Source organism: Burkholderia sp. E168m15 (assembly GCF_016586105.1).
In the GTDB taxonomy this organism is placed as follows: Bacteria; Pseudomonadota; Gammaproteobacteria; order Burkholderiales; family Burkholderiaceae; genus Burkholderia; species Burkholderia orbicola.
In genome coordinates, this window is the sequence record NZ_BCPO01000021.1 from 1 (window position 1) to 11997 (window position 11997).

Sequence of the window (11997 nt, forward strand, 5' to 3'; positions counted from 1 at the left end):
CGGGCTCACGCGTTCGATCGATCTCGTGCTGCATCTGCCGATGCGCTATGAGGACGAGACCACGCTCACGCCGATCGGCGAGTTGCTGCCGGGCGGCATCGCGCAGACCGAAGGCGTCGTGTTCGACAACGAGGTCGCGTACCGGCCGCGCCGCCAGCTCGTCGTGAAGATCCAGGACGACGACGGCGAGCAGCTCGTGCTGCGCTTCCTGAACTTCTACGGGTCGCAGGTCAAGCAGATGGCCGTCGGCCAGCGGCTGCGCGTGCGCGGCGACGTGCGCGGCGGCTTTTTCGGGATGGAGATGGTGCATCCGGCCGTGCGCGTCGTCGAAGCCGATGCGCCGCTGCCGCAGGTGCTCACGCCGGTCTACCCGAGCACGGCCGGCGTGTCGCAGGCGTATCTGCGCAAGGCGATCGAGAACGCGGTCGAGCGCACGCCGCTGCCCGAACTGCTGCCACCCGAGATCCAGCGCGATTACCTGAAGCCGCTCGACGTGCCGACGCTCGAGCAGGCGGTGCGTATCCTGCATCACCCGCGCGTCGATTCCGACGAAGCCGCGCTGATGGACGGCTCGCATCCGGCGTGGACGCGCATCAAGTTCGAGGAACTGCTCGCCCAGCAGTTGTCGCTGAAGCGCGCGCACGAAGAGCGCCGCACGCGCGCCGCGCCCGCGATGCCGCGGCGCACCGCGACCGATACCGATGCGCTGACCACGCGTCTGTACGCGGCGCTGCCGTTCACGCTGACGGGCGCGCAGGCGCGCGTCGTCGACGAGATCGCGCACGACCTCACGCTTGCGCACCCGATGCAGCGGCTGCTGCAGGGCGACGTCGGCAGCGGCAAGACGGTCGTCGCGGCGCTGGCCGCCACGCAGGCGATCGACGCCGGCTACCAGGCCGCGCTGATGGCGCCCACCGAAATCCTCGCGGAACAGCACGCGCGCAAGCTGCGCGCGTGGCTCGAGCCGCTCGGCGTCACGGTCGCGTGGCTCGCGGGCAGCCTGAAGGCGAAGGAAAAGCGCGCGGCGATCGAGGCGGCCGCGCTCGGCACCGCGCAGCTCGTGATCGGCACGCACGCGATCATCCAGGACACGGTCGAATTCGCGCGGCTGGGCCTCGTGATCGTCGACGAGCAGCACCGCTTCGGCGTCGAGCAGCGTCTCGCGCTGCGCGCGAAGGCCGCGAACGCCGCCAACGGCGCACGCGACTTTCAGCCGCACCAGCTGATGATGTCGGCCACGCCGATCCCGCGCACGCTCGCGATGACGTATTACGCCGATCTCGAGGTGTCGACGATCGATGAGTTGCCGCCCGGCCGCACGCCGGTGCTGACGCGGCTGGTGGGCGACGCGCGGCGCGAAGAAGTGATCGCCCGCGTGCGCGAGGCCGCGCTGACCGGGCGCCAGGTGTACTGGGTATGCCCGCTGATCGAGGAGAGCGAGACGCTGCAGCTGCAGACGGCCGTCGAGACCTACGAGACGCTCGCCGCGGCGCTGCCCGAACTGAAGGTCGGGCTCGTGCACGGCCGGCTGTCGCCGGCCGACAAGGCGGCCGTGATGGAGGCGTTCACGCGCAACGAAGTGCAGCTGCTGGTCGCGACGACCGTGATCGAGGTCGGCGTCGACGTGCCGAACGCGTCGCTGATGGTGATCGAGCACGCGGAGCGCTTCGGCCTCGCGCAGCTGCACCAGTTGCGCGGCCGGGTCGGGCGCGGCACCGCGGCGTCGGTGTGCGTGCTGCTGTACACCGGGCCGCTGTCGCTCACCGGCCGCGAGCGGCTGAAGACGATGCGCGAGACGACCGACGGCTTCGAGATCGCGCGGCGCGACCTCGAAATCCGCGGGCCCGGCGAATTCCTCGGCGCGCGCCAGTCGGGCGCGGCGATGCTGCGCTTTGCGAACCTCGAGACCGACGGCTGGCTGATCGACCCGGCCCGCGAGGCCGCGGCGCGGCTGATTGCCGCGTACCCCGAGGTCGTCACGCAGCATCTCGCGCGCTGGCTCGGTGCGCGCGAACAGTATCTGAAGGCCTGATCGACCGGCTCGGGGCCGGATCGAAAGCCGCCAGTCGACGCCAATTCGACGCCGATCGACGCATCGCGATGCAGAGAAACTTGGCGAATCGGTGCCAACAGGTGTATAAATTAAACCTATCGCCTGTATATCTCTGATTGACCCACAATGACGCTGACTGAATTGAAATACATCGTCGCGGTTGCGCGCGAGCGGCATTTCGGCCGCGCGGCCGAAGCATGCTTCGTGAGCCAGCCGACGCTGTCGGTGGCGATCAAGAAGCTCGAAGACGAGCTCAACGTGCAGATTTTCGAGCGCGGTGCGAGCGAAGTGAGCGTGACGCCGATCGGCGACCAGATCGTGACCCAGGCGCAGCGCGTACTCGAGCAGACCTTCGCGATCAAGGAGATCGCGAAGCAGGGCAAGGACCCGCTCGTCGGCCCGTTCCGCCTCGGCGTGATCTACACGATCGGGCCGTATCTGCTGCCGACGCTCGTCAAGCAGATGATCCAGCGTGTTCCGCAGATGCCGCTGATGCTGCAGGAGAACTACACGCTGAAGCTGCTCGAACTGCTGAAGCAGGGCGAGATCGACGCCGCGATCATGGCGCTGCCGTTCCCCGAAACCGGCCTGATGGTGCGGCCGCTGTACGACGAGCCGTTCGTCGTCGCGCTGCCGGCCGGCCATCCGTGGGAGAAGCGCGACGAAATCGACGCCGAGGACCTGAAGCAGGAAACCATGCTGCTGCTCGGCAACGGCCACTGCTTCCGCGATCACGTGCTGGGCGTGTGTCCGGAACTGATGCGCTTCTCGCAGACGGCCGACGGCATCCAGAAGACCTTCGAGGGCTCGTCGCTCGAAACCATCCGCCACATGGTCGCGAGCGGCGTCGGCATCACCGTGCTGCCGCGGATGTCGGTCGCCGAGGTCGGCCCGCGCGCGAACGGCCCGGATGCCGAGCTGCTGTCGTACGTGCCGTTCAACGAGCCGGTGCCCGATCGCCGCGTGGTGCTCGTATGGCGCAAGAGCTTCACGCGGATGCCCGCGATCGACGCGATCAGCGACGCGATTGCCGCGTGCGAGCTGCCGGGCGTCGCGAAGCTCGACATGCCGGCCACGATGAACTGACACTGAGGCGGCTGCGCATGTACATGTGGCAGCGTGATGAACGGGGTCTTGCGACCCCGTTTATTTTTTCCTATCGCATAGATGAAATTTATCAAATTCAAATAATTGATAGATATAGATAGAATCCTCTACATGGATCGGCGTCAAGTCGACGTGCGGTCGGTGCGGGATGCACGATGAATGCAAGCGTCAAAGGAGGATGTCATGATGCGGTCGGTATTGCAGCACGCGCAGCGGAACGTCCCGTCGCGTGACATGGTCGTACATCGCGCCAGGGCGGCGGTTCGCAGCCTGCGTCCGATTGCGTTCGCGTACCTGGCGGACCGTGTGTATGGCGGATGAGTGCCGCCGCACCGGTCGTGTGTTCCCCCGATTAACTGCCGTCGAGCCATGAGGGAGCATTGCATGTCCGATACACGCAGAACCACCCGCCTCGCCGGCACGACGACCGCCGGCAGCCGCTTCCCCGAGCGCCCCTGCGGCGCGTCGCAGCGGGAACGCGGGTCGCAGGCCGCGCACGACGTCCCGTAGTACGACCGGAGGAACCGCCTGTTCCGTTTCATCCCCCCGCAATGCTCCACGAACCGCGCCCGGCACGTGGGGGTCTACGAGCAAGACAAGGAGAAAAAGCATGTCGAACGAAACGAAGTGCCCGTTCAACCACACCGCAGGCAGCGGCACGACCAACAAGGACTGGTGGCCGAATCAGCTGAACCTCAACGTCCTGCATCGGCATTCGGCGCTGTCCGATCCGATGGACCCGGATTTCGACTACGCCGAGGCGTTCAAGAAGCTGGATCTCGCCGCGGTGAAGCAGGACCTGCACGCGCTGATGACGACGTCGCAGGACTGGTGGCCGGCCGACTTCGGCCACTACGGCGGCCTGTTCGTGCGCATGGCATGGCATAGCGCCGGCACGTATCGCACGGCCGACGGCCGCGGCGGCGCGGGTGGCGGGCAGCAGCGCTTCGCGCCGCTCAACAGCTGGCCGGACAACGTCAGCCTCGACAAGGCGCGTCGCCTGCTGTGGCCGATCAAGCAGAAGTACGGCCGCAACATCTCGTGGGCCGACCTGCTGATCCTGACCGGCAACGTCGCGCTCGAATCGATGGGCTTCAAGACGTTCGGCTATGCCGGCGGCCGCGCTGACACGTGGGAACCGGACGACGTGTACTGGGGCTCGGAAAAAATCTGGCTGGAACTGAGCGGCGGCCCGAACAGCCGCTACACGGGCAAGCGCGAGCTCGAAAGCCCGCTCGCCGCGGTGCAGATGGGCCTCATCTACGTGAACCCGGAAGGTCCGGACGGCAACCCCGACCCGGTTGCTGCCGCGCACGACATCCGCGAGACGTTCGCGCGGATGGCGATGAACGACGAGGAAACGGTCGCGCTGATCGCGGGCGGTCACACGTTCGGCAAGACGCACGGCGCCGGCCCGGCCTCGAACGTCGGCCCCGAGCCGGAAGCCGCGGGCCTCGAGGAGCAGGGGCTCGGCTGGAAGAGCACGTTCGGCACGGGCAAGGGCAAGGACACGATCACGAGCGGCCTCGAAGTCACGTGGACCTCGACGCCGACGAAGTGGAGCAACGACTTCTTCAAGCACCTGTTCAGCTACGAGTGGGAGCTCACGAAGAGCCCGGCCGGCGCGCACCAGTGGGTCGCGAAGGACGCCGGCGAAGTGATTCCCGATGCGTACGACGCGTCGAAGAAGCATCGTCCGACGATGCTGACGACCGACCTGTCGCTGCGTTTCGACCCGGCCTACGAAAAGATCTCGCGCCGCTTCTACGAGAACCCGGCCGAATTCGCCGACGCGTTCGCTCGCGCGTGGTTCAAGCTCACGCACCGCGACATGGGCCCGCGCGCCCGCTATCTCGGCCCGGAAGTGCCGGCGGAACACCTGCTGTGGCAGGACCCGATTCCGGCCGTCGATCACCCGCTGATCGACGCCGCCGACGTCGCCGCGCTGAAGGCGAAGGTGCTGGCCACGGGCCTGTCGGTGTCGCAGCTCGTGTCGACCGCATGGGCGTCGGCGGCGACGTTCCGCGGTTCGGACAAGCGCGGCGGCGCGAACGGTGCGCGCATCCGCCTCGCGCCGCAGAAGGACTGGGAAGTGAACCAGCCGGCGGCGCTGGCGACGGTGCTCGAAACGCTCGAAGGCGTGCAGAAGGCGTTCAACGATGCTCAGACGGACGGCAAGAAGGTGTCGCTGGCCGACCTGATCGTGCTGGCCGGTGCGGCCGGCGTCGAGCAGGCGGCGAAGAACGCGGGTATCTCGATCTCGGTGCCGTTCGCGCCGGGCCGGATGGATGCGTCGCAGGAAGAAACCGACGTCGACGCGATGGCCGTGCTCGAGCCGCTCGCCGACGGGTTCCGCAACTACCTGAAGAGCGCGTACAAGACGCCGGCCGAGGCGCTGCTGGTCGACAAGGCGCAACTGCTGACGTTGACGGCGCCGGAGATGACCGTGCTGGTCGGCGGCTTGCGCGTGCTCGGCGCGAACGTCGGCGACTCGAAGCACGGGGTGTTCACCGATCGTCCGGGCACGCTGTCGAACGACTTCTTCGCGAACCTGCTCGACATGGGCACGGAGTGGAAGCCGGTGTCGGCCGCGAACGACGTGTTCGAAGGGCGTGATCGCGCGACGGGCGCAGTCAAGTGGACCGGCACGCGCGTCGACCTGATCTTCGGCTCGCACTCGCAGTTGCGCGCGCTGGCCGAGGTGTACGGCAGCGCGGATGCGCAGGAGAAGTTCGTGCGCGACTTCGTCGCCGCCTGGAACAAGGTGATGAACCTCGACCGCTTCGACCTCGCATGAACCTGGCCGCATCCTGATGCGGTGATGCAGTAACGTGAAACGGCCGGTCCAGCGACCGGCCGTTTCTTCTCTGAACGATGTCTTGTCAAAGGAGTGACGACCATGACGCAAATGATGCTCGACATGCGTGCCGCAGCGTCGCCCATTCTGCGATCGCCGGGCGAGCTGGCGCGCTACGTCGTCGGCTTCGCGATCGTCGTCGGCGGGGCGGTGGAGCTGGTCTCGCAGGCGCTGCACGCGCTCGCGTAGTGCGACGATGGATTCGCGACGCTAGACTGGCGAGTCGCGAACGGATGCCGCGCGACGCGGCATGCGGATTGCTCGACGCATTTTCGCCGGTTCAACATTTCGAATGAGGAGTCCCGAAGATGGCCAAGAAAGGCAACGCCACGCAGATCAACATCGGTATCAGCGACAAGGACCGCAAGAACATCGCGGACGGCCTGTCGCGCCTGCTCGCCGATACCTTTTCGCTGTACCTGAAGACCCACAATTTCCACTGGAACGTGACCGGACCGATGTTCAACACGCTGCACCTGATGTTCGAGGAGCAGTACAACGAACTGTGGCTCGCGGTCGATTCCGTCGCCGAGCGCATTCGCACGCTGGGTGTCGTCGCGCCCGGCACGTTCGGCGAGTTCGCGAAACTGTCGTCGGTGCCGGAAGCGAAGGGCGTGCCGGCCGCCGAGGAGATGATCCGCCAGCTCGTCGAAGGGCACGAGACGGTCGTGCGCACCGCGCGCGAAATCTTCCCGATCGCCGACGCGGCGAGCGACGAGCCGACCGCCGACCTGCTCACGCAGCGCCTGCAGACGCATGAAAAGACCGCATGGATGCTGCGGTCGCTGCTCGCCTAAGCCCGGTGCGGCCGGGGACGGCAGGCCGGCCCGATTCGAGGCGGCGCTGAATCTGTCCCCTGATTGATGTGCGTCGCGGCGCGGCCGCGCGCTGCGGGCCGCGGTGGCCTGCCGGCCCGCGGCGAGCGCCTGCCGCGGCTCGCGCCGACATGACGCGAAGCACCGCTCGGCTCTAAAATGCCGGGATTCTCTTCCCGGTGCTTCGCCATGCTTGCCCGCTTTCCCCTGTATCTGCGGCTCGTCCGGATGGACAAGCCGATCGGCAGCCTGCTGCTGCTGTGGCCGACGCTCAACGCGCTGTGGATCGCGTCGGACGGTCACCCGCGCTGGCCGCTGCTCGTGATCTTCACGCTCGGCACGCTGCTGATGCGCTCGGCCGGCTGCGCGATGAACGACTACGCCGACCGCGATTTCGACCGCCACGTGAAGCGCACGGCCGACCGGCCGCTGACGTCGGGCAAGATCCGCGCGTGGGAAGCCGTCGCGATCGCGGTCGGGCTGTCGTTCATCGCGTTCCTGCTGATCCTGCCGCTCAATACGCTGACCAAGGAATTGTCGGTCGTCGCGTTGTTCGTCGCCGGCTCCTACCCGTTCATGAAGCGCTTCTTCGCGATTCCGCAGGCGTATCTGGGCATCGCGTTCGGCTTCGGCATCCCGATGGCGTTCGCGGCCGTGCAGGATACGGTGCCGATGCTGGCGTGGGTGATGCTGGTCGCGAACATCTTCTGGTCGGTCGCGTACGACACCGAATATGCGATGGTCGATCGCGACGACGACATCAAGATCGGCATCCGCACGTCCGCGCTGACGTTCGGCCGTTTCGACGTCGCGGCCGTGATGGCGTGCTACGCGGCGACGCTCGGCATCTACGTGTGGATCGGCGTGACGCTCGGCTTCGGCCTCGCGTACTGGGTGGGCTGGGCGGCGGCGGTCGGCTGCGCGCTCTATCACTACACGCTGATCAAGGATCGCGAACGGATGCCGTGTTTCGCGGCGTTTCGCCACAACAACTGGCTGGGCGGCGTGCTGTTTGCGGGCATCGCCGCGCATTACCTGCTGGCGGGCAACTGAACGACACACCGCGCGTACTTGCGCGCGGCGCCAACGAAAAAGCGACCTGACGGTCGCTTTTTTACGTCTCGCGCCGGCACGACCGGCGCCGCCGTCACGCTTACGCGCGGCCGAGCTCGTCGCCCATTTCCTTCGCGCGCGCCTCGGCCGCGAGGGCGCCGCGCACGATCGCTTCCTTCACGCCCTGCGCGTCGAACGCCGCGAGCGCGGCGGCCGTCGTGCCGCCCTTCGACGTCACGCGTTCGCGCAGCACGCTCGCCGGTTCGCCCGGCTGCGCGGCCAGTTGCGCGGCGCCGGTGAACGTCGCGACGGCGAGCGCACGGCCTTGCTCGTCGTTCATGCCGAGGCGGCGCGCGGCTTCCTGCAGCGCTTCGATGAAATAGAACACGTACGCGGGGCCGCTGCCCGAAATCGCGGTGACCGCGTCGAGCTGCGCTTCGTCGTCGAACCACACGATCTCGCCGACCGCGCCGAGCACGCTCGACGCGAGTTCGCGGCCGGTGGCGTCGACGCCCGGCAGCGCGGCCAGGCCCGTCACGCCCATGCCGACCAGCGCGGGCGTGTTCGGCATCGTGCGCACGACGCGCGCGTAGCCGCCGAGCCAGCGGGCGAGATCCGTGCCGCGGATGCCGGCCGCGATGCTGATCACGAGTTGCGACTTCAGGTGCGGCGCGAGCGCTTGCGCGACGTCGTGCAGCACCTGCGGCTTCACCGCGAGCACGATCGCGTCGTAGTCGGCGAGCGTCGCGTCGATGGCCGCGCCGGTCCGGATGCCGAACTGCTGCGCGGCGCGCGCGCGGACGTCTTCGTTGACGTCGATGGCATACAGGCCGTCCGCGGCGACGCCGCGCTTGATCAGGCCGCCGATCAGGGCCGCGGCCATGTTGCCGCCGCCGATGAATGCGATTTTCATGATGTCGGGAATGAGCGAGTGAGTGAACGGAAAGGCGGAAAAGGGCGCGGCGTTCAGTGCGCGTAATCGCGCGCGCCGAAGATCGCGGTGCCGACGCGCACGATCGTCGCGCCTTCGAGCACGGCCGCGTCGAGATCGGCGGACATGCCCATCGACAGCGTGTCGAGCGGCAGGCCGTCGGCGCGCAACGTGTCGAACAACGCGCGCAGTGCGCGATGCGGCGCGCGTTGCGCGTCGGTGTCGTCGGCCGGCTCGGGAATCGCCATCAGGCCGCGCAGCCGCAGCGACGGCAGCGCGGCGACCGCCCGCGCGACCTCGGCCACGTCGGCCGGCGCGACGCCGCTCTTCGACGCCTCGCCGCTGATGTTGACCTGCACGCACACGTTCAGCGGCGGCAGGTGCGCGGGGCGCTGTTCCGACAGGCGCTGCGCGATCTTCAGCCGGTCGACCGAATGGACCCAGTCGAAGCGCTCGGCGACGGGGCGCGTCTTGTTCGATTGCAGCGGGCCGATGAAATGCCATTCGAGGCTCGCGCGCAGATCGGCCAGCGCGTCGATCTTGTCGATCGACTCCTGCACGTAGTTCTCGCCGAACGCGCGCTGCCCGGCCGCATGCGCGGCGCGCACGTCGTCGGCCGGGAACGTCTTCGACACGGCGAGCAGCGAGACGGCGGCGGGATCGCGGCCGGCCGCGCGGGCGGCGTCGGCGATGCGGCGATGAACGGAGGCGAGGCGGGCGGCGAGATCGGACATGACGGGCACGAGAGCAGGCACGGAAGCAGCACGGGAAGCGGGCATGAAGCCGATGCGCCGCGACACGCGGCGCATCGATCCGCTCATTATACGGACGCCGCGCGTGCGCCCGTCCACCCGTTGCGTGCCGGGACGAGGCCTAGCCGTACAACAAATGCTCGACGAGCTGGACCCAGTGGGCGACCGGCACCTGCGTGCCGCTCTGCAGATGCGCGATGCAGCCGATGTTGCCGGACACGATCATCTGCGGCTCGAGCGCCTGCAGCTTCAGCAGCTTCTGCTTGCGCAACCGGTACGACAGCGACGGCTGCGTCAGCGAGTAGGTGCCGGCCGAGCCGCAGCACAGGTGGCTGTCGGCCGGTAGCCGCACGTCGATGCCGAGCGTCTCCAGCAGGCGCTCGACCTTGCCGCGCGACTGCTGGCCGTGCTGCAGCGTGCACGGTGGGTGATAGGCGACCGTATGGATCGCGCGGCGCCGCGCGATCGTCGCGAGTTCGGCCTCGAACGCGAGCAGCACGTCGGAGATGTCGCGCGTCAGCGACACGATGCGCTGCGCCTTCTCCGCGTAGGCCGGATCGTCGCGCAGCAGGTGCGCATATTCGAGCACCGTCGCGCCGCAGCCCGACGCGTTCATCACGATCGCCTCGACGCCCTGTTCGACGTGCGGCCACCACGCATCGATGTTGCGGCGCGCGTCGTCGAGCGCTTCGTCGTGATAGTTCAGGTGCAGGCGGATCGCGCCGCAGCAGCCCGCGTCGGGCGCGACGACCGTCTCGATGCCGAGCGCGTCGAGCACGCGCGCGGTCGCGATATTGATGTTCGGCAGCATCGACGGCTGCACGCAGCCGCCGAGCATCAGCATCTTGCGCGGATGCGTGCGGTGCGGCCATTCGAGCAGTCGCGTGCGCGGCGGCACCTTGTCGCGCAGCCGCTTCGGCAGCAGCGGCCGCACGTGCTGGCCGAGCCGCATCATCGGCGAGAACAGCGCCGCGTTCGGCACGACGCTCGCGAGCACGCGGCGCATCAGCCGCTGCTGCGCGGGGCGCTCCACCTGCGCCTCGACGTGCTTGCGCCCGATCTCGACGAGCCGGCCGTACTGGACGCCGGACGGGCAGGTCGTCTCGCAACTGCGGCACGTGAGGCAGCGGTCGAGATGCTGTTGCGTGCTGCGCGTGACGGGTGCGCCTTCGACCATCTGCTTGATCAGGTAGATGCGGCCGCGCGGGCCGTCGAGTTCGTCGCCGAGCAGTTGGTAGGTCGGGCAGGTCGCGGTGCAGAACCCGCAGTGCACGCACTTGCGCAGGATCGCGTCGGCCTCGTCGCCGTCGGGCGTATTGCGGATGAAATCGGCGAGATTCGTTTGCATCCAGCCCTCAGAGCTCAGGGTAAAGCCGGCCGCGATTGAAGATGCGCGCAGGATCGAACGCGCTCTTCAGCCCGCGGTGGATTTTCATCATCGGCGCGGGCAGCGGCGTGAACACGCCCGCGCTGCGGTCGTAGGTGTCGCCCGCGCGGAACAGCGTGGCATGGCCGCCGGCCTGTTTCGCGCTCATGCGCACGGTTTGCGCGTCGGCGTCGGTGATCCACCAGCGTTGCGCGCCGCCCCATTCCATCAACTGGGTGCCGGGCAGGTGCATCGGTTCGGTGATCGACGGCAGCGACAGGCGCCACAGCGCATAGCCGGGCGGGATGCCGTTGAAGAACGGGTCGGTATGCTCGCGCAGGCCGGACCAGAAGCGCTCGGCCTCGACCGCGTCGACGACTTCGCCGCCGAGCAGCGTCTTCGCGGATTTCACGGCGGCTTCCGCGCCCGACAGGCGCAGCACGAGCGTGCCGTTGCGCCACGCGCTTGCGCTGACCGGCAGCGGATGGCCGCCCCATTCGTTGAGCTTGCGCACCGCGTCGGTCGCGGTCATCTCGAACTTCAGCGTGACCTCGGCGACGGGCATCGGCAGCACCTTGATCGACAGGTCGAGCATCAGCCCGAGCGTGCCGAGCGCGCCGGCCATCAGCCGCGACACGTCGTAGCCGGCGACGTTCTTCACGACCTGCCCGCCGAAGCGCAGCATTTCGCCGCGGCCGTTCATCAGCGTGGTGCCGAGCACGAAATCGCGCGGGGCACCGCAGGTGGCGCGGCGCGGGCCCGCGAGGCCGGCCGCGACGCAGCCGCCGACGGTGGCCGTGCGGCCGAAGTGGGGCGGCTCGAACGGCAGCATCTGGCCGCACTCGGCGAGGGCGGTTTCCAGTTGCGCGAGCGGCGTGCCCGCGCGGACCGTGACGACGAGTTCGGCCGGGTCGTACGACACGATGCCCTGAAACGCGCGCGTGTCGAGTATTTCGCCCTCGAGCGCCTGGCCGTACCAGTCCTTGGTGCCGCCGCCGCGAATCCGCAGCGGTCGGCCGTCGGCACTGGCGGCGCGGATGCGCTCGGCCCATCCGGCGACGAT

At 68.3% G+C, this 11997-nt stretch carries 11 protein-coding genes; 7 read left to right on the forward strand and 4 right to left on the reverse strand.

All coding sequences use genetic code 11. From position 1 onward, the window contains the following. The 7 genes from recG to ubiA all read left to right on the forward strand — a co-directional run. The coding region (recG, locus tag JMF86_RS03235) for an ATP-dependent DNA helicase RecG (RefSeq protein ID WP_201316706.1) at nucleotides 1-2032 on the forward strand (2032 nt) is incomplete at its 5' end. A 147-nt stretch (nucleotides 2033-2179) separates the two neighbouring features. Next, nucleotides 2180-3139 carry a LysR substrate-binding domain-containing protein gene (locus JMF86_RS03240; RefSeq protein ID WP_006476864.1) on the forward strand — a complete coding sequence of 320 codons (960 nt, stop codon included), beginning with the start codon at nucleotides 2180-2182 and terminating at the stop codon, nucleotides 3137-3139. Nucleotides 3140-3544: 405 nt separating this feature from the next. After that, on the forward strand, nucleotides 3545-3670 hold the full coding sequence (locus JMF86_RS35255) for a hypothetical protein (RefSeq protein WP_256333940.1): 126 nt from the start codon (nucleotides 3545-3547) through the stop codon (nucleotides 3668-3670). A 100-nt stretch (nucleotides 3671-3770) separates the two neighbouring features. Then, complete coding sequence (gene katG / locus JMF86_RS03245; protein WP_201316707.1) at nucleotides 3771-5957, forward strand: catalase/peroxidase HPI; 2187 nt, start codon at nucleotides 3771-3773, stop codon at nucleotides 5955-5957. Nucleotides 5958-6059: 102 nt separating this feature from the next. Continuing rightward, entirely contained in the window at nucleotides 6060-6206 is a 147-nt protein-coding gene (locus tag JMF86_RS03250) for a hypothetical protein (RefSeq protein WP_164728307.1), read from the forward strand. 119 nt (nucleotides 6207-6325) lie between these two features. Then, nucleotides 6326-6814 (forward strand): non-specific DNA-binding protein DpsA, encoded by a 489-nt coding sequence (gene dpsA / locus JMF86_RS03255; RefSeq protein WP_006476862.1) that lies wholly within the window; start codon nucleotides 6326-6328, stop codon nucleotides 6812-6814. Between the two features lie 207 nt (nucleotides 6815-7021). Next, entirely contained in the window at nucleotides 7022-7885 is an 864-nt protein-coding gene (gene ubiA, locus JMF86_RS03260; protein ID WP_078040667.1) for a 4-hydroxybenzoate octaprenyltransferase, read from the forward strand. Nucleotides 7886-7985: 100 nt separating this feature from the next. On the opposite strand, the gene proC is transcribed toward ubiA, so the two are convergent. From proC to glcE, 4 genes are all read right to left on the reverse strand, one after another. Next, nucleotides 7986-8798 (reverse strand): pyrroline-5-carboxylate reductase, encoded by an 813-nt coding sequence (gene proC, locus JMF86_RS03265; protein WP_201316708.1) that lies wholly within the window; start codon nucleotides 8796-8798, stop codon nucleotides 7986-7988. 53 nt (nucleotides 8799-8851) lie between these two features. Next, entirely contained in the window at nucleotides 8852-9550 is a 699-nt protein-coding gene (locus JMF86_RS03270; RefSeq protein WP_027812714.1) for a YggS family pyridoxal phosphate-dependent enzyme, read from the reverse strand. 139 nt (nucleotides 9551-9689) lie between these two features. Beyond that, complete coding sequence (gene glcF / locus JMF86_RS03275; protein ID WP_078040669.1) at nucleotides 9690-10916, reverse strand: glycolate oxidase subunit GlcF; 1227 nt, start codon at nucleotides 10914-10916, stop codon at nucleotides 9690-9692. A gap of 7 nt (nucleotides 10917-10923) precedes the next feature. Next, a partial coding sequence (gene glcE / locus JMF86_RS03280) for a glycolate oxidase subunit GlcE (protein ID WP_236592998.1) occupies nucleotides 10924-11997 on the reverse strand: 1074 nt, incomplete at its 5' end.

Excerpts from the sequence above, each read along its gene's own strand:
- JMF86_RS03240 (WP_006476864.1), top strand. The coding sequence starts at position 2,180 with ATGACGCTGACTGAATTGAAATACATCGTCGCGGTTGCGCGCGAGCGG.
- JMF86_RS35255 (WP_256333940.1), top strand. The coding sequence starts at position 3,545 with ATGTCCGATACACGCAGAACCACCCGCCTCGCCGGCACGACGACCGCC.
- katG (WP_201316707.1), top strand. The coding sequence starts at position 3,771 with ATGTCGAACGAAACGAAGTGCCCGTTCAACCACACCGCAGGCAGCGGC.
- JMF86_RS03250 (WP_164728307.1), top strand. The coding sequence starts at position 6,060 with ATGACGCAAATGATGCTCGACATGCGTGCCGCAGCGTCGCCCATTCTG.
- dpsA (WP_006476862.1), top strand. The coding sequence starts at position 6,326 with ATGGCCAAGAAAGGCAACGCCACGCAGATCAACATCGGTATCAGCGAC.
- ubiA (WP_078040667.1), top strand. The coding sequence starts at position 7,022 with ATGCTTGCCCGCTTTCCCCTGTATCTGCGGCTCGTCCGGATGGACAAG.
- proC (WP_201316708.1), bottom strand. The coding sequence starts at position 8,798 with ATGAAAATCGCATTCATCGGCGGCGGCAACATGGCCGCGGCCCTGATC.
- JMF86_RS03270 (WP_027812714.1), bottom strand. The coding sequence starts at position 9,550 with ATGTCCGATCTCGCCGCCCGCCTCGCCTCCGTTCATCGCCGCATCGCC.
- glcF (WP_078040669.1), bottom strand. The coding sequence starts at position 10,916 with ATGCAAACGAATCTCGCCGATTTCATCCGCAATACGCCCGACGGCGAC.